General features: G+C 48.2%; 14 protein-coding genes. 12 read left to right on the forward strand and 2 right to left on the reverse strand.

Going from position 1 to position 18,236, the window contains the following annotated elements:
• The 5 genes from aat (at window position 1) to OOT00_RS14565 (ending at window position 5,790) form a co-directional block, all read left to right on the forward strand.
• Window positions 1-729 (forward strand): leucyl/phenylalanyl-tRNA--protein transferase, encoded by a 729-nt coding sequence (gene aat, locus OOT00_RS14545; protein ID WP_265426128.1) that lies wholly within the window; start codon window positions 1-3, stop codon window positions 727-729.
• Window positions 722-2,146 (forward strand): exodeoxyribonuclease I, encoded by a 1,425-nt coding sequence (locus tag OOT00_RS14550; protein ID WP_265426129.1) that lies wholly within the window; start codon window positions 722-724, stop codon window positions 2,144-2,146. Before aat ends, OOT00_RS14550 begins: the two co-directional genes overlap by 8 nt.
• Window positions 2,147-2,174: 28 nt before the next feature.
• Window positions 2,175-2,894: a transglutaminase-like domain-containing protein gene (locus OOT00_RS14555; protein WP_265426130.1), complete on the forward strand. Its 720-nt coding sequence runs from the start codon at window positions 2,175-2,177 to the stop codon at window positions 2,892-2,894.
• A 91-nt stretch (window positions 2,895-2,985) separates the two neighbouring features.
• Window positions 2,986-4,047, forward strand: a complete 1,062-nt coding sequence (locus tag OOT00_RS14560; protein ID WP_265426131.1) for a glycosyltransferase family 4 protein — start codon at window positions 2,986-2,988, stop codon at window positions 4,045-4,047.
• Between the two features lie 480 nt (window positions 4,048-4,527).
• Complete coding sequence (locus OOT00_RS14565) at window positions 4,528-5,790, forward strand: O-antigen ligase family protein (RefSeq protein ID WP_265426132.1); 1,263 nt, start codon at window positions 4,528-4,530, stop codon at window positions 5,788-5,790.
• 182 nt (window positions 5,791-5,972) lie between these two features.
• On the opposite strand, the gene OOT00_RS14570 is transcribed toward OOT00_RS14565, so the two are convergent.
• Both OOT00_RS14570 and OOT00_RS14575 read right to left on the reverse strand, forming a co-directional pair.
• Entirely contained in the window at window positions 5,973-7,052 is a 1,080-nt protein-coding gene (locus OOT00_RS14570) for a hypothetical protein (RefSeq protein WP_265426133.1), read from the reverse strand.
• 241 nt (window positions 7,053-7,293) lie between these two features.
• On the reverse strand, window positions 7,294-8,031 hold the full coding sequence (locus OOT00_RS14575; protein ID WP_265426134.1) for an RNA 2'-phosphotransferase: 738 nt from the start codon (window positions 8,029-8,031) through the stop codon (window positions 7,294-7,296).
• A 153-nt stretch (window positions 8,032-8,184) separates the two neighbouring features.
• On the opposite strand from OOT00_RS14575, the gene hemL reads away from it, so the two are divergent.
• The 7 genes from hemL to OOT00_RS14610 all read left to right on the forward strand — a co-directional run bounded on the left by hemL (window position 8,185) and on the right by OOT00_RS14610 (window position 18,163).
• A complete protein-coding gene (gene hemL, locus OOT00_RS14580; protein WP_265426136.1) occupies window positions 8,185-9,468 on the forward strand; it encodes a glutamate-1-semialdehyde 2,1-aminomutase in 1,284 nt (427 codons plus the stop codon).
• Window positions 9,469-9,480: 12 nt separating this feature from the next.
• Complete coding sequence (gene mpl, locus OOT00_RS14585; RefSeq protein ID WP_265426138.1) at window positions 9,481-10,941, forward strand: UDP-N-acetylmuramate:L-alanyl-gamma-D-glutamyl-meso-diaminopimelate ligase; 1,461 nt, start codon at window positions 9,481-9,483, stop codon at window positions 10,939-10,941.
• 137 nt (window positions 10,942-11,078) lie between these two features.
• A complete protein-coding gene (locus tag OOT00_RS14590) occupies window positions 11,079-12,854 on the forward strand; it encodes an Hsp70 family protein (RefSeq protein WP_265426140.1) in 1,776 nt (591 codons plus the stop codon).
• A 187-nt stretch (window positions 12,855-13,041) separates the two neighbouring features.
• The gene (locus tag OOT00_RS14595) at window positions 13,042-15,816 is read left to right on the forward strand and encodes an Hsp70 family protein (protein ID WP_265426141.1); all 2,775 of its coding nucleotides are present in this window, start codon (window positions 13,042-13,044) and stop codon (window positions 15,814-15,816) included.
• A 53-nt stretch (window positions 15,817-15,869) separates the two neighbouring features.
• On the forward strand, window positions 15,870-16,244 hold the full coding sequence (gene yidD / locus OOT00_RS14600; protein WP_265426142.1) for a membrane protein insertion efficiency factor YidD: 375 nt from the start codon (window positions 15,870-15,872) through the stop codon (window positions 16,242-16,244).
• A gap of 17 nt (window positions 16,245-16,261) precedes the next feature.
• Entirely contained in the window at window positions 16,262-17,185 is a 924-nt protein-coding gene (locus tag OOT00_RS14605; RefSeq protein WP_265426144.1) for a metal ABC transporter solute-binding protein, Zn/Mn family, read from the forward strand.
• Window positions 17,186-17,299: 114 nt separating this feature from the next.
• Window positions 17,300-18,163 carry a histidinol-phosphatase gene (locus tag OOT00_RS14610; RefSeq protein ID WP_265426145.1) on the forward strand — a complete coding sequence of 288 codons (864 nt, stop codon included), beginning with the start codon at window positions 17,300-17,302 and terminating at the stop codon, window positions 18,161-18,163.
• Window positions 18,164-18,236: the final 73 nt, after the last annotated feature.

Below are 18,236 nucleotides of genomic sequence, written 5' to 3' on the forward strand. Positions count from 1 at the left end.
ATGCCTGTTTTCCAGCTGGGCAGCTCCACGACATTCCCCCCTGCCGTATTTGCGGATCAAACGGGGCTTCTGGCCATAGGGGGGGACCTGAGCATTGAGCGCTTGCTTTCCGCATATGCGGAGGGAATTTTTCCATGGTACAGTGAAGGAGATCCTATTCTATGGTGGTCTCCGGATCCAAGGCTGGTTCTGATTCCTGCTTCCCTGCATATCTCAAAAAGTTTGCGTAAACGCATACGCAAACAGGATTTTTATGTGACCATGGATGAGAGTTTCACTGGGGTTCTGGAGGCTTGTGCTGAAACACGCAGGGAGAAGGGCGAAGAGACTTGGATTATGCCAGAAATGATGGAAGCATACCAGGGTCTTCACGATGCAGGCTATGCTCACTCCGTGGAAGTTAGGGGAGATGAAGGGGAGCTGCGGGGAGGATTGTATGGCGTGAGTCTTGGCCGGATTTTTTTTGGTGAAAGTATGTTCACAAAAACTCCGGATGCTTCGAAAATTGCCCTGGCTGCCCTCGCTGGTCAGCTGCATATCTGGAATTTTGATTTGATAGATTGCCAGATGGAAACCCGACACCTGATCTCTATGGGGGCTGCACGCATGGGTCGGCGACACTTTCTTTCCGTATTGAAAAAAAGCCTGCAACATGGCACATGCAAGGGGCCGTGGATTATGGATGCCCTTCCTATGGCTCCTTTTTTTTCGAAGGATCTTTATGGGTAGCTATCTTTTTTATGATCTTGAAACCAGTGGACTGAACCCGGCTTTTGATCAGATTCTTCAGTTTGCGGCCATTCGAACGGATTTTTCCTTTCAGGAGCTGGAGCGCCATGAAATCCGCATACGCCTGCGTCCGGATGTTCTGATTGCACCAGGAGCCTTGATTACGCATCGCATTCCGCTGGAGGTTCTGAAAACTGGAGAAACAGAATATGATGCCATTCAGCAGATTCACAGGATGTGCAATGCTGCTGGAACCGTTTCTTTGGGTTATAACAGTCTTAGCTTTGATGATATTTTTTTAAGATTTTCTTTTTATAGAAATCTTATGTCTCCCTATACCCATCAGTTTGCCTCGGGATGCTCCCGAATGGATGTCTTTCCATTAACCGTTTTTTTTCTTCTTTTCCGCCCCGAAGTTCTCCGATGGCCGGAAAGGGGCGGGAGGGTAAGCCTTAAGCTTGAAAACCTGATTCGGGAAAATAAGCTTGCCGAGGGAATGGCCCATGATGCCATGGTTGATGTGGAGGCAACGCTGGCCCTTGCGCGCATATTGGCAATGGAAAAAGATATGTGGGAATACCTGATTGCTGGATTTGATAAAAAAAAAGATGGAATCCGCATGGACCAGTTGCCGGAGGCGTTTCAGTCTGGCATGGGAATTCATCCCCATGGTATCCTGGCAGGACCGGATGCTGGTTCAGCTAACGGATATCTGGCACCTGTTCTGGGATTGGGCCGTTCCCTTGTCTATGGTAATCAGACACTCTGGCTTCGCCTTGATGATGAGAGGCTTCCGTCTTTAGACCCTGCTGAGCCCGAAAAACATACGTTTGTGATCCGTAAAAAAAATGGTGAGTCTCCTTTTATTCTCCCTCCAGCTGCCCGATTCTGGGATCGTTTATCCGATGAAAAGAAAAAGGTCAGTGCCGGGAATCTGGCCTGGCTGCAATCCAAGCCAGAACTTGTGGAAGATCTAGCCATATATTACAGGGAATATCGTTATCCGGAAATTAGCGGACTGGACCCGGATGCTTCCCTTTATCAGAAGGGCTTTTTTTCCCGGTCGGAAGAAGCTTTGTGCCGTCGTTTTCATATGCTTCCACCGGCAAAGAAGTCAGAAATGATTTCCGATTTTCCACCCGCACTGCAAACCCTTGCCGCGCGGATTTTGTTTCGAAACGGGATGGATGAGAATCATCCCCTTGTGCGTACTATGCTAAGCAGACAGATAGAATATCTGCGTTCGGATAATATAACGGAGCGATTAAGGGACTGGCGCGGAGAACCGAGGAGAACGGCAGCTGATGTATTGCAGGAGATAGGCGTTCTTCGGGAGCAGGGTGGGCTGGATGCGGAACAGATAGATCTTCTCGAGTCTCTGGAAACAGATTTACACCGCCATGTTTCCCTGGAATGATTCTTTTAAAAGTCTGAAAGGAGGTCATGTGCCGGTTCAAGCTGTGACAATGGAGACTCCTCCGGAGGATGCCGACCTTACATCAACCGTATACATTGATTCCGATAATGTGGACCTTATTGCTTTTTGTAGCAGACATGCCATTTCCGGCAACCCGGTTCAGACAGCGGTAGCTCTCTATCATGCCGTGAGGGATGGTATTCTTTATGATCCTTATCGCATCGTTTTTTCGATCCACGGCATGAAAGCATCGACGACTTTGCATAATGGGTACGGTTACTGTGTGGCGAAAGCGATCCTCCTGACAGCTGCAGCAAGGGCGGCTGGTATTCCTGCCCGATTGGGTTTTGCTAATGTGCGTAATCACCTTGCCACTCCCCGGTTGCAGGAAATAATGGGTACAGACCTGTTTGTTTACCATGGTTACACAGCTCTTTTTCTAAGAGGGAGATGGGTCAAGGCAACGCCTACATTCAATCGTGAGCTCTGTGAACGCTTTGCTGTTTTGCCCCTGGATTTTGACGGTAAAACCGATTCCCTTCTCCATCCCTTTGATGCCCATGGTAAGCAGCATATGGTGTATGAAAAAGACCATGGCCTTTTTCAGGATCTTCCCATTAAGCTGATTTTACAGGCCTCTATGGATGCGTATCCTGAAATGATGAAAGGCCTTCAACAGGGAGGAACAGGAGGCCGTTTTCAGGAGGAAACAGGCGCTTTCTGCACAGTGACAAGAGATGATTCGTAGATAGCTGGTGTCGGATGATGACGTTGCCCGTCTCCGGAAATTGTTGCCTGCAGCCTCCGTTATCTTTACCTTTAAAAAAAGAAAATTTGACATGAGAATCGCACAGGTCCTTACTTCTTCAGGATTCGGTGGCGCAGAGCGCCTTTTTGTCGATATATGCAATGGTATGGCGAGAAGGGGCCATGATGTTCTGGCTTTATGCCCTGAAAATTTTCAGGGACTTAGTCTTATGGATACCAATCCCTTGCTCCGCACGGAGTTTCTCAGAAGCCATTGGGACCGCAATCTTTTTGCTGAGCAAAGAATCCGTAAGGAGATTAACGTATTCAGGCCGGATGTTGTGCATACCCATCTTGCCCGATCAGCTTCTTTAACAGGGGCAGCACTCAGGGAACGGGGTGTTCCCATCATTGCCAACATGCATAATTACGTAAAGCTGAAATATTATAAAAATATAGATTATTTTGTTCCGGGTACAGAGCATCAGGCTGCCTATCTCCATGCAAACGGGATAGCAAAAGAACGAATTTCAGTGATTCCACATTTTACCAATATATGTTCTGACGGAAATGAGGCGCATGATTTCTCTTCTCCTGTATTGGTAGCTTTTGGTCGTTTTGTTCATAAAAAGGGCTTTGATGTTCTTCTGAGGGCTATAGTCCTGCTACAGGATCAGGGGATAAATCCGGTACTTTTTCTCGGGGGGGACGGCCCTGAAGCGGATTCTTTGAAAAAGCTTGCCTATGAGCTTGGTATCTCTGAACGGATACATTTTTGTGGCTGGGTGGAAGATGTGGATCAGTTTTTGAGGAAAGCTCCTTTTTTCGTTCTTCCATCGCGTGATGAGCCTTTTGGTATTGTGGTTCTCGAGGCGATGGCCAGTGGAAATTGCATCATTGCAACGCGAACCCGGGGACCAGTGGAGGTTTTACGGGATGACAGTGCTTTTTTCTGCAAAATTGATGACTGTGAAGATATGGCGGAGGCTATTGCCAGGGCAATGCGGTCACCTGAGGTTGCAAAGGAGCATGCAGTGGTTTCACGGGGGATTTTTGCCAAAAAGTTTGCTCCGGACGTGATCCTGTCTCAGTATGAACGTTTTTTTTCTGAAATTCTTTCGTTTCGGAATCCGATGAAGCAAAAAAAATCATGACTGTGATCCTGTAGTCCATGGGTTTTTTGAAATTGTATTTAAAGATAGCAACTTGAATTTGATTTAGGGGCGCGGTATATATAGTAACTCTGAGTACATAGTTAGTGAGACCGCGCGCGGGGGCATGGAAGCCCTCTTGGGTGGAGCAGAAACACGTTGGATGGTGTCCCAAAGATGTATCCCAATGAAATGCTGTTGAGACTCTTTTTTATGAGATCAGGATCGCTAAGAAGCCGGGTAGGGAAACAGATATTGCGGGAGCAGGGTTCTTACTGTCGGCAGCGGTTGTTTGGGCCTGGGGCTGCGATATCCGGCCTTTTTTTATTTAAGATTTACGGAGCTGTGAGCTTACCTGGATGTTTGAAGAGCATTTCAAATGCCCGCCTTAGTAGATTTGTGAGCATGTATATTATAAAATAAAAAAATTATTTTGTTACCAAATATGAAAATATGACAGGTTAATAACAGCAAAGGAAGGCTATGGGATTGCCAGTAGTATGGAAAAAGTATGGTTCTTATCATTGGTTTTCACTGGCCCTGATTGCATCTTTTCCTCTCCTTGTTCCTTTTGGCAGATTGTCAGAGATACCCATTATCCTGATGGCCATCGGAGGTGTTTTTCTGCTGATCAATGAGAGGAAGAAACTATTCCTGAACAGAGAAATTATTCTGTTTACGTTTGTATTTTCAGCTATATGGATTCCTGTCTGGATTTCTTTAATAGGGGCGGTATATCCACCTAAAACATTGAGCGTGGGGCTGACTTTTGTTCGTATGTTTCTGGCAGGGGTTTTTATCGTATCCACCATGGCAGGCAGTCCGGGAGTCTCTGGAAAAGTTTTAAAAACATTGGCCCTGCTTCTGTGCGTATGGGTTGCGGATGCGCTTTTGCAGGCAGCAGTCGGGTATAATCTAATTGCTTACCCCGATGTGGGTGGGCGCGTGAACAGTTTTTTTGGAGAAAGTCTCAACTTTGGTCCCTACATGGCTACTTTCAGTCCACTGCTGTTTGTTTATGCACTTTTAAACTGGCGGTGGCAGGGGCAGAGTTTTGCTTTCCTTGGAGTGGTTGTGGTCGTTTTTATGGCGGGCAGCCGAAGCGGATGGGTTGTTCTTGCCTTTGTGATTGCCGGGATTGCGGTGTGGATTGTGCGCAGGGAGGGGTGGAAAATCCTGTCCCGCTTTGCCATAATGGCACTGGTTCTTATGGGTGTGGCGGGTGGAATCCTGCAGTTTTCCCAGCCGTTTTCGGATCGTTTGCGTCAATCTATGCTGGTTTTCAGTAAGGATAGCGAATCCGTTAACCATGCTCTCAGCAATCGTCTGCCAATTTGGGAGACAACTTTCGAGGTGATCAGGGCAAATCCCATTAACGGTGTGGGTGCTCGGGGCCTGAGATATGCTTATGAGGATTTTGCTTCTCCTGACGATTATTTTGTTCAGAAAGATTACACCGTTCATCATGCCCACAATCTTGTTCTTGATATCGGAAGTGAGACCGGCCTTATCGGTCTTACTGGCCTGGTGCTGGCCATGGGTATCCTGCTTTGTGCATGGAGAGCCGCCGGGCCGGAGGAACGTTTGCGAGCTTTTCCCTATGCTTTGGTACTTTTTGTCATTTTCCTTCCCATAAACAGTCATTTCGCCATGTATTCTTCAGCATGGTCCACCACGTATTTCTGGGCCATGTCCCTTTTCTTTGGTGCCCTGGCAAAGCAAGAAGGTTTTAAAAAAGCAGCATAGGCTTGTAGCAAAGGTGAAACCGAAGTTTTTTTCTGAACTTCTCCCGCTGCACTCTGGACTTGTGGCACAGCTCAACAAGTGTTTTTGTCAACCTTTGTATGGTATCTCAGTTTTATTCCCTCCTGCTTACTACCCATGGATTTAAAGTCTATTGGGTCAGAGCGTACAGTTCGGGCAGCAGATCAGTGATTCCTTTCTTTATTTTTTTCCGTACGCAGGTAGTGTAAAAAAAGGAAGAAAAACATTATGACTATGCTGATGACAGCCAGCTGCAGTGGACGAGTCAGGCCCTGTCTCAGGATGCGTCTGGTTTCATCATTACCGTATATGGCCCTTGCATGGGCTTCTGACGCAATTTCTGAGGCTGTGCTGAGAAGCTCATGATAAGATGCTTTTTGAATTGCCGTGGCTTTTTCTGCATGCTGTCTTGCCAGGATGAGATTATGAACGGCTGCCATGTTGTTTTCCAGTGCTGCCATCGCCCTCTGTAACAGTTGAAGATTCTGGGGCTGTCTGGTTACTTTCAACAGTTCTGACATGCTATCATGTACTTCCTGCACATCAGGCAGGATTATGCTGAGACTGTGGATGTCCCCGCGAGTTTCCGCTTCCCATATTTCGGTATAAAGGGTATGGCCGCGATTAAGGATAGTATTGCCGGCCTGTATGCGGCTATGGCGTATTTTCAGCTCCTGCTCGGAGGAAAGATCCAGGCCGTACCGGACAAGACTCCCTTTTCCAAAGGCGGCTGCAATCTGCAGGTTCATTTCCTGGTCCTGCAGCCTGTTATATGCACGGATACTTTCAAGAAACAGACTGGAAGAACGTTTCATGGTTTTGCGGTTTTCCATAATGCTCTCCCTGGCATTCCTGGATCGTTGCATGACATCTTGATAACGGGTGAGGACTATGTCCATGCGGTCCATATGCGATTGGAAGGTAACGGAATTCTGATTCCTGGCAAGGCTCTGTCCTGTTCGGATATTTTCCATGCATATTTCTGAGGTTTCCCATGCCGTTTCCCATGTGGCTGGATCTGCATGCTGCTCGTAGGATGCCATTGCATAGCCGGTTTCAGCCGTAAGTCTGTACAGAGTACCTGCCATTGCCCATAGAGGAAGGTTCTGACTGATGAGAAGCTCTGTTTGGCTCCGAATATGCCGCAGCAGCAGAAAATTTCCTGTCCCCATGATAAAAATGAGAACGGTCAGAATAATGACAGGCGCCATCAGCCGTTCTTTTTTCAGACGTATTGCTGTCATTCGAATGCCTCCCTGTTCCCATAGGATTTTTGCAATTGTATGTCCTGAAATAACCAGCAAGAACTGTTCCAGTTTTTTTTAGGGGCTGACTATGACCATGCAGGCAGATGGGAAGAGTCGGGTGTCATGTTGTTTTGCAGAGTGTTCGCTTTCTATATAAAAAGACCGACAACCAGTACATCAGGAAGGGTACCATAGAATGGCTGGAGAAAAGCGGATGTGTTGAAACGATCTGTTTCGTTCAGAAGAGGAAAGGCGGCCTCTGTTTTCGTAAGCGTTTTTTATTATGTTTCCAAGATTCCTTCATATTTTTTGATTGACCTGGAGATTTGTTTTCACCTTCGCTATGCAAAAGAATGCTGGCTGGAGCGGAAAGAGCATGGACTGCAGGTGTGGTGATTTTTTTACCGGGCTGTTTTGTTTGAGGGGACACTGGAGGGCCGGAGATGGCTTCTGCCGGGATGGCGTCTGCTACAAAAAGATGTGTACCTGCGGCATAAAAAATCACCCCTGAAGCGAGGGCTCTGAATACATGAATTTCAATGTGAATGGGGTTTGAATCCTTTCTTTTTCCCATGCGTAAGGCCAGCTCCTTGTCTTGGGTAAAAAGAATAGGGGCGTTAGTGGAAGAGCACAGACCTTTTTGAGAAACATGAGACCAGGCTTTACTGCGGATATACAGATGAAGTAACTTAGGAAGTTTAGTCACAGGCTGGAGGGAGGGGTCAAAGGAGCGTGCTGTTGCTCGGATTTTCTTATCCTCGACCTGAATGGGTGCGGCGGTGATGCTGCGGCTGATGTCCATAAGATCTGCTTCGTGAATGGATGGAAGCTCTGGGTCTTCGCTGAAAACCTGAAGAAGGCTTGTTATTTTTACCCAACCATGGGCATCCGGCAGCAGCCCATGGGCATCCGGGTGCCTGCCGAGAAGTGTTTCGATTGTTTTTGCAAGTGTTTTCAGTTTTTTGTCTCTTTGCATGAAGGACCTCGCTTGACAGGAAAGGATGCGGCTGGGTAAAAGCGGTATCGTGCCCCTTAGGATGACGGCATTATTTTAATTTCCTTGAATCTGGAAACGCTATTTTTTTTTAAAAGTCAATACCTGGTTGGATACCAGAGAAAGGAAGCTCCCATGCGGACGGAACGTTCCCAGGAACTTTTCAAGCGGGCGGAACTCTGTATTCCTGGTGGTGTGAACAGCCCTGTTCGGGCCTGCCGTTCTGTCGGCAGCACGCCTCTTTTTATTGACAGGGCTCAGGGTGCATGGCTTTACGATGCGGATGGCAATGCATTCATTGATTATGTCGGCTCCTGGGGCCCCATGATTCTTGGCCATCGCCATCCTGCAGTGGAACAGGCCATCCGAAAGGTGATGGAAAGAGGGGTGAGTTTTGGTGCTCCTGTGGATCTGGAGGTTGCTCTCGCTGAAAAAGTCATGTCCCTTGTACCTTCTCTTGAAATGATTCGCATGGTCAATTCCGGTACGGAGGCTACCATGAGTGCCCTTCGCCTTGCCCGTGGATTTACGGGAAGGAATGGACTGGTAAAATTTGATGGCTGTTATCATGGTCATGGAGACAGTTTTCTTGTGGATGCAGGATCAGGTGTGGCTACCCTTAGCATTCCCGGCAGCCCTGGAGTTCCTGATGATGTGATAAAACACACCTTTTCCATTCCATATAATGACGCAGAGACTTTTCGCAATCTCATGGCGGAGCGTGGAAAAGATATAGCAGCAGTGATTGTGGAGCCTGTAGCAGGAAACATGGGTTTTGTCCGGCCCGAAATGAATTTTTTGTCGGCGTTACGAGATGAGACGGAAAAATACGGGGCTTTGCTGATTTTTGACGAGGTGATGACAGGTTTTCGCGTGGCCTCAGGAGGTGCACAGGAACTGTTTGGTATTCGACCGGATCTTTCCACATTTGGAAAAATTATCGGCGGTGGTCTTCCGGTAGGCGCTTATGGTGGCCGCCGAGATATTATGAAACATGTTGCCCCCCAGGGTCCGGTGTATCAGGCGGGAACGTTGTCGGGCAACCCTTTGGCCATGGCCGCAGGGCTTGCCACCCTGGAAGAGCTCTGCAGGCCGGGTTTCTATGAAACTCTTGCGGCTAAAACCAGAAAGCTGGTTGAAGGCCTTACTGCGGCAGCCAAAGAAGCCCATATTCCAGTCTGGTGTGATTGCATCGGGTCCATGTTCGGTCTTTTTTTCATTGAAGGCCCGGTTCGCAATTTTGCGGATGCCAGAAAATCGGATCTGAACCGTTTCAATGCCTATTATGCGGGTATGCGTGAAAAATGTATCTATCTTGCCCCATCTCAGTTTGAGGCGGGTTTTGTTTCTTTTGCCCATGGGGATGAAGAAATCCATGCAACCATACAGGCAGCAAGATCTGTCCTGAAAAATCTGTGAGGATTGGTTTGTATGCTGGATCCAGAAAACAACCGGATCCCGGAAGGGATCCGTCATATCCATCTGATTGCCATATGCGGCACGGCCATGGGTGCTTTGGCGGCCCTTCTTCAGGACGCAGGATTCCGTGTTACGGGTTCAGATCAAAATGTGTATCCTCCCATGAGTACCTTTTTACTGAAAAAGGGGATAGGTCTTACGGAAGGATTTGATGCTGCAATGGTTCTGGAAGAAAAACCGGATCTTGTTGTGGTGGGGAATGCCGTGAGGCGTGATAATCCTGAGGCGCTTGCTCTGGCTGAAAGCGGGATTCCCTATTGCTCCCTTCCTCAGGCGTTGAATCATTTTCTGGTTGGATCTCGGAAGGCCATTGTGGTTGCAGGTACCCATGGTAAAACCACAACGACTGCTCTGATGGCATGGGTCCTCGAAAAGGCCGGTCTGGCTCCAGGATTTATGATTGGAGGGATTGCCTGTAATTTTGAGGCAAACTATCGTATGGGTAAAGGCCCTTATGTTGTGCTGGAAGGGGATGAATACGACACTGCCTTTTTCGATAAACGTTCTAAATTTCTTCATTTCCATCCGTACAGGGCTATCCTGACGGGCGTGGAATTTGATCATGCCGATATTTTTTCTGATCTTGAACAAGTAGAAAAAGCATTTGAGGGCTTTGTCCGGAAGCTCCTGCCGGAAGGCCTGCTGGTGGCCAACAGGGATTTTACCGCCGTAAAACAGGTGCTGGAGCGTTGTATCCCTTTGGAAAAACAGTGTACATATTTTGGCCGTACCTCTGCGGACAAGGGCTGGTTTGTGGCAGATGTTTCCATTCATAGCCCGACTGAAAGTTTTACGGTGTTGTTGGATGGGAATATGTTTTGCCGGGTGGAAACGTCTTTGCCTGGCGAGCATAATCGAATGAATATTCTTGCCGTATGTGCTGTTGCCCACAGCCTTGGTCTCAGTCCCGGAGAAATTGCTTCTGGAATCGGGAGTTTTACCGGTGTGAAACGACGGCAGGAAAAGGTGGGTGTATCAGGGGGCATAACGATAATGGATGATTTTGCCCACCATCCTACAGCGGTGTCGGAAACTATCAGGGCAGTTCGTCCTCATGTCTCAGGTCGCCTGATAGCTGTATTTGAGCCACGGACCAATACGAGTATGCGCCGTGTTTTTCAGAAAGCCTATGCCGGCAGTTTTGATATGGCGGATCTTGTTTGTGTCCGGGAAATTCCTCTGCCGGATAAGGTGGCCGCAGAAAGTCGTTTTTCTTCTTCTGAGCTTGTTCGGGACCTGAACAATAGACATGTAAGAGCTGGTTTTTTTCAAGATGCAGGTGCGATTGTTTCTTTCCTGGAAAAGGAGGCAAAGGCCGGGGATCTTGTACTCGTAATGTCTAATGGGGGATTTGAAGGAATTCACGGACGTCTGCTTGCAGCGTTTTCCCATGCTGAGGATAAGAACATTTGAAGTGAAGGGTGAACTTTTCAAGGGAATTGTCTGTCGGCTGTCTCATATTCAATGGTGCGAAAGACAGTTCGGACAGTGCTAAGGCTTTGTTCCGCTCAGGGTTTCCCCTGTCCGTAAACCATCTAAAGGAGATTTTTGTGACTCGTCCTTCCTATGTGGTTGGTATCGACCTTGGAACATCCAATACGGTTGTGGCTTATGCTTCTCTGACCGAAGACTTGGAGCATACACCGGACTTTCATATCCTGGAGATACCTCAAATGGCAGGTCTTGGTGTGGTGGAAAAATCCACCATCCTTCCTTCATTTCTTTATCTGCCGGAACAAAGGGAGGCAGAACAGATGAAGCTTCCCTGGGGCACAGCAAACCCTGTTGTGGGGCTTTATGCCAGAGACCGTGGAGCGGAGGTTCCTGGAAGGCAGATCGCAAGCAGTAAATCATGGCTATGCACCGATCTGGTGGACAGGGGGGGTGGTGTTTTGCCATGGGATTCACAGGATATTGAGTCTGAGAGGCGCCTTTCTCCGGTGGTAGCCTCATCCATGATTCTGCATCATGTGAAAGATGCCTGGAATTATCATTTTCGGAGTCAGGGAGAGAACTTTTTGCTGGAAAATCAGGAGATTTTTCTTACCGTTCCAGCATCCTTTGATGCCGTGGCCAGGGATCTGACAGTCAGGGCTGCCCAGGAAGCCGGTCTGCTGAAGCTTGTTTTACTGGAAGAGCCGCAGGCTGCTTTTTATGCGTGGATAGCTAAGCGGAGAAATGCCTGGCGGGATCATGTCAAAGCCGGTGATACGGTTCTGGTCTGTGATGTGGGCGGAGGTACCAGTGACTTTTCCCTGATCCGGGTAAAAGATGCTGACGGGAGACTGGAGCTGGAGCGGATCGCCGTTGGCAACCATCTTTTGGTAGGGGGAGATAACATGGATTTAACCCTTGCCTACCATGTGGCCGCAGGGCTTGCTGCTAAAAACAAGGCTTTGGATGCTTGGCAGATGCGGGGACTAATTCAGCGTTCCCGTCAGGTCAAGGAAAGTCTCCTGAAGGATCCAGGCAAAGAGAGCTTGTCCGTTACCATTGCAGGACGGGGCAGCGGGCTGATTGCCGGAACCATTAAGTCGGAGGTTCGCTATGATGAAGTTGAGAAGCTCATTATGACAGGTTTTTTTCCGGAATGTGACAGGGATGCACGACCTGTGCAGCCTTCTGGATCCGGACTCAGCGAATTTGGTCTCGGGTATGAGGCGGACCCGGCCATAACACGGCATCTCGCTGCTTTTCTGGCTGAAACGGGGGAAGAGCCTACGGCTGTCCTTTTTAACGGTGGCGTGATGAAGCCATCCCTGCTCAGAGAGAGGCTGTGCCGGATTGTAGCCTCCTGGCAGAATGGCAAAGAAGTCCGTGAGCTGGAGAATGAAGCCGGTGATCTGGCTGTGGCCATGGGTGCAGCTTATTATGGATGGGCAAGGAAGGGGAGGGGAATTCGCATCCGCAGCGGGCTGAGCCGGACCTACTATATCGGTGTTGCAGCGGCTATGCCTGCAGTTCCCGGTATCCCCATGCCAAAAAAAGCTCTTTGCATAGCTCCTTTTGGCATGGAAGAAGGAAGCGAAGTCAGCATCAGGGAAAAGATTTATATGCTGAACGTGGGTGTGCCCGTATCCTTTGAGCTTCTAGCATCCACAAGTCGGCGGGAAGATACTCCGGGCGAAGTGGTGGAAGACTGGCAGGGTGCGCTTGTACCCGTTGCTCGTATTGAAACCCGTCTGGACGGTGGGGACGAAAAGCGTATTCCCGTAACCCTTGCCGTACGTGTTACTGAAGTGGGAACGCTTGAATTTTTCTGTGTATCCGAAAAAGATGGACGAAGCTGGGATCTGGCGTTTCAGATTCGGGAAGGTTTTTCCTGATTGGGGAGGAAGGGCGGGTTCTCTTCCCTGTAAGCGGTACTTTAACGATAGTGTTACTCCTGTGGCTGCCGCAAAGAGAGAACATATATCCATATGGTTTCACAGAAGCCCTCAATTCATGACTGTAAGCCGTTAGCCGGACTGTGGTTCTGGGCTTTTGCCGTTAACTTCATTTCCAGGATTTTATATGCAGAACAGCGAGACTCCTTTTGTGGTTGGGATCGATCTCGGAACAACCAATTCCGCGGTATCCTTTGTGGATCTAAGAAAAAAATCATTTGAAATCAAGAATTTTCCCATTCAGCAGCTGGCAGGTGCCGGTGTTTTTGCTCCGCATAATGTACTCCCTTCCTTTCTTTATATCCCTGGTACCCATGAAATGGATTCATCCGCAATTCAGCACCCATGGCCTAAGTCAACGGATATGTTTGCGGGTCTGTTTGCAAGGGAGTATGGAGGCAAGGTGCCGTCCCGCCTTGTGGTTTCCGCTAAAAGCTGGCTGTGTCATGACCAGGTGGACAGGCGTGCTCCCATCCTTCCATGGGGAGCACCGGCAGAAATTCCTAAGGTGTCACCGATTGAGGCAACATCACTTTATCTATCCCATATTCGTAGTGCGTGGAATACATACCATGCCAAAGATCCGGATCTTTATCTTGAGCATCAGCAAATTACGGTCACGGTCCCTGCATCCTTTGACGAAGTGGCAAGGGAGATGACCCTTGAAGCAGCAAGGGAAGCCGGTCTGCCGAGGGTCATTCTTCTGGAGGAGCCCCTTGCAGCTTTTTATTCCTGGCTTTTGCGTCATGAAAAGAACTGGATGGAGCAGATCCGGCCGGGAGAGCTGGTACTTGTCTGTGACATGGGAGGGGGGACAAGCGACTTTACGCTGATATCCTTGAAAGAGAGCGAGGAAGGGGGAAGTCCGCGTTTTGAACGGATTGCCGTAGGCGATCATCTGATTCTCGGTGGGGATAATGTGGACCTTGCTTTGGCTCGTATGATTGAAATGAGGCTGGGAGGTAAGGATATTTCTCTTTCCGGAGACCGCTGGAAGGTTCTCTGTCACCTCTGCCGTGCGGCAAAGGAACGGCTGCTTGAGGGAGGGCGGGCAAGGGAACGGATTACAATCATGGGGGAAGGCCGGAGACTGATTGGTGATACGGTTTCTGTTTTTCTGGAACAAGAAGAAACGGAAGAAATTGTTCTTGAAGGGTTTTTCCCCAGGCTGTCTCCCGATGACCTGAAGCGTGATGCGCCTCCTGTTACGGGCGGTGTTACAGAATTTGGACTTCCATATGCGGCTGATGCAGCCCTGACTCGGTATCTGGCTGCTTTTCTTTACAGTCACAAGGAAGAAGTCCATCGAAAAATGGATCGTTCCGTCTGTCCTGATCATATTCTTTTTAATGGCGGTGCATTGAAACCGCTCAGCATCAGGGAGCGTATCAGGGTCGCCGTTTCCGATCTTTTTAATCTGTCTCCGGATCAGGCTCCCGCAGAGTTGGAGAATCCTAATCCTGATCTTGCTGTGTCTTTGGGCGCTGCCTACTATGGCCTTGTTAAATACGGGAAGGGTGTACGGGTTGGGAGCGGCAGCCCCAGGAGTTACTACATGAGTATTGGTGTTGGAGAGCAAAAAAAAGCCTTGTGTCTTGTAGAGCGTGGCCTGGATGAAGGCAGTGTGATTGATCTTCCCCGGAATATTTTTGAGGTACAGGCAAATCAGCCGGTACAGTTTGATGTGTATGCTTCCAGTTTTCGTTCCGGTGACAGGGCAGGGGATCTGATCAATATTGATGAGACCCTTTCTCCTCTTCCACCCCTTCGGACTTTGATCCGGTTTGGCAAGAAGGAAGAGGCTCGGAGTATTCCTGTTCATATGGAAGCGAATTATACGGAAATGGGATCCCTTGCTCTCTGGTGTCGGTCAGGGATTTCTGATCACAGGTGGCAACTTTCTTTTCAGCTTCGGCAGCCGTATCAGGTCCTTGTTCCAGACAACAAGGATATTCTGGATGCTGAGCGAGTTGATGCTGCCGTGTGTGCCGCTCTCATGGCCTTTGATGATACCGGAGAAATTGTAAATCCCGTACGGGAAATAGCGGCTATTGTTCTTTTATCCAAGAATCAATGGCCACTGGATCTTTTGAGAAAAATATCCGATGCTTTGCTCTCCGAGCCGGATTTACGTCGTATTTCACCTGCCCATGAAAGTCGATGGTTGAATCTTCTTGGTTTTTGTCTCAGGCCCGGTACGGGAGATGCTTTTGATGATGAAAGGTTACGGAAGCTATGGCGTTTTTACAAAGATGGTCTTGTTTTTACCAACAAAACCCAAAATAAAAATGAGTGGTGGATTCTCTGGCGTCGGGTTGCTGCCGGTTTGGGGCCAGGCAGACAGCGTCAGATTCTTCAGGATCTTTCTTCCGTACTTTTTACAAAAACAAAGTCAAAAAAAATTATTTTTTCACAGGAATTGGTGGAAATATGGTCTGCCGTTGCTAATATGGAATTTTTAAGTGTTCAGGATAAAAAAAGATGTTCTGAAGCGTTGCTGCCTCTGCTCCACCCGAGAAAATCTCCTGAGCGTCTCTTCTGGTCTTTTGCAAGGCTGTGCAGCCGTACCCTTTTATATGGACCGGCGGACAGGGTTTTGCCTCCGGAGATGGTGACCCCTTGGCTGGATACGATTCTTGCTATGAACTGGAACGATCCGGAAGCCCTGGCTTCCGTTCTTGTACCCGTAGCCCGGCTGACAGGTGACAGGGTACGGGATTTATCTCCGGATATGCGCAAAAAAATTGGTAAAAAGCTGGAGAATGTCCGGGGAGATGAAAGCAGAGAAGCACTGGCATGTCTTTACTCCGTGATTCCCATGGAAAGAAAAGAGGAGAAAGAGATGTTTGGGGAATCTCTGCCGCCTGGATTGCGTCTGTATCGTGATGCAGAAACAGACTGATTTTTTATCCATGTGAACAGTTTTTTCATTGCAGATAGCGGAAGGAGTCCACTTTGGTAAAAAGGATGTTGTTCTTTCTGCTGGTTCCAGTGGCAATGCTGGGTGGCTGCTCAGCTCACAATACAGAAAATTTTACCCCGAGCCGTCATCAGCATCCGGTACTGAATTTCTATCAGGGTCCTCTTGATCATCTGCATGCAGTGCGAAGTGGTAAATGCGGCATGTCTCCAAGCTGCTCTTCTTATGCCGCTCAGTCGTTTCAAAACCGGTCTTTTTTTGATGCGTGGTTTGCATCCTTCGACAGACTATTACGTTGTGGCAGAGATTTGGGTCACCCGAATATCCGTTGGGTGCCCGCACCCGGTGGCCCGAAGGTTTTTGACCCGGTGGTGATATTGCGTGAAGATGCCCCCTGCTTACAGAAATAACAGACAAGGAGATCCCCATGAGTCGTTGGATAAAAAAGTATGATTTGAGCATAATCTTGCATGGTCTGATTCTTATGCTTTTACTGCTTTTTCTGGGTGCAGCGACGGCAAAGGCGGATAAATCACTGATCATGGTCAGTATTCTGCCTCAAAAATATTTTGTGGAAAAAATTGCAGGGGACATCCTCGATAGTTTTGATGTAAAAGTCATGGTTTTACCGGGGGCAAGTCCTGCAACCTATGAGCCCACACCTTCTCAGATGCTGCAGTTGTCTCGTGCCCGAGTCTATTTTTCCATAGGAGTTCCTTTTGAACGATCATGGCTGCCCCGTTTTGCAAGCACATATCCGGACCTGACCATTGTGGCTACGGATGCAGGATTTGCCAAAAGAACGATCCGTGGACACCGGCACCATGATGACGGACACGGGCACAGTCATAGCCATGGAGAAGATTTTCCGGATCCGCACATATGGCTTTCTCCTGAACTTGTAAAATACCAGGCAATCACTATCCTGGATGCCCTGCAGGCTCATTTTCCCGATAAAGCAGCTGCTTTTACTGCTGGATACGAAAGCTTCATTGATGAGATCGAAGGAATTGATAGAGAAATACGAAAAATTCTTGAATCCCAAAAAGGTCGCAGTTTTTTTGTTTTTCATCCTTCATGGGGATATTTTGCTGATGCCTATGAACTGGAGCAAATACCCGTTGAGGTTGGAGGACGTGAGCCCACACCCGGGGAACTGGCTGTGATGATCCGTCAGGCAAGGGAGAAAGATGCCGTTGCAGTTTTTGTCCAGCCACAGTTTTCACAGCGTTCAGCTACCATTATTGCTAATGCAATCAATGCTGATCTGGTTGTTTTAGATCCGTTGGCAGAAAACTGGGGGGAAAACCTGATAAAGGCTGCCCGTGCTCTGAGGGACCATGCCCGGTGAATTTTTTCACCTCAGATCAAAAATATAAAGAGAATTGGTGGAAAACGTGTGCATTTTGAGCTAAGAAGCTCATGGTTTTATTCTGGCCTTTTTTCGGTGTTTGAGGAGGAGAAGATGCACGCCGATAGTTTGGGTACTAAATGGGTATCCGTGCACGGGGGGCACTCGGGAGAGTTTTGTCACCATGCCACAGACAGTCTTGAAGAGATTCTTGAAAAGTATGTTGCCCTTGGATTTTTATGGGTGGGAATTTCAGAACATGTCCCTGCACCGACTCCTGAATTCCGGTATCCCGACCAGGTAAGGGCAGGTCTGACTCCGGAATTTTTGTATGAGCGTTTTGGTCGATACATGACGAGATGCAGGGAGCTGCAAAGGATTTTTGCACCAAGATTACAAATTTTTGTGGCCATGGAAAGTGAAAGTTATTCTGGTTATGAAAGCCTTATGAAAAACCTCATTACAGATTTTCGGCCCGATTATGTCGTAGGTTCCGTTCACCATGTCGCTGATCTTGGCTTTGACTATTCTGAAGATCAGTATATGTCCACAGCGAAAGCTCTTGGCGGGCTGGATAGCATGTATTGCCGCTACTTTGATCTGCAGTTTGAAATGATAGAAACCCTGAAGCCTTCTGTTGTCGGGCATTTTGATCTGATTCGCCTTTTTGATCCTGACTACGGAAGCCGTATTCAGAAGCCGGATATTGCCTGGCGCATTACAAGGAATCTAGAGGCGGTAGCCAACCATAATCTGATTCTGGATTTTAATCTGAGGGCTTTCTACAAAGGTGCTAATGAACCTTATGTTGCTGCTCCTATCTTGCAACAGGCTGCAGCAATGGGGATTTCTCTTGTTCCCGGTGATGACTCTCACGGCGTATCACAGGTCGGTAATTTTATGAAAGAAGGAATCAGTATTTTAGAAAATGCTGGAGTCAGCACGAACTGGAAGATGCCTAAGTGTTTTGATTTCTAACAATAATAAAAAAGTTGTTGCTGATATAAAAAATAATGTTGACATAGGCTTGGTTGTTGGGGTAGTTTGTCTT

The organism is Desulfobotulus pelophilus (assembly GCF_026155325.1).
In the GTDB taxonomy this organism is placed as follows: Bacteria; Desulfobacterota; Desulfobacteria; order Desulfobacterales; family ASO4-4; genus Desulfobotulus; species Desulfobotulus pelophilus.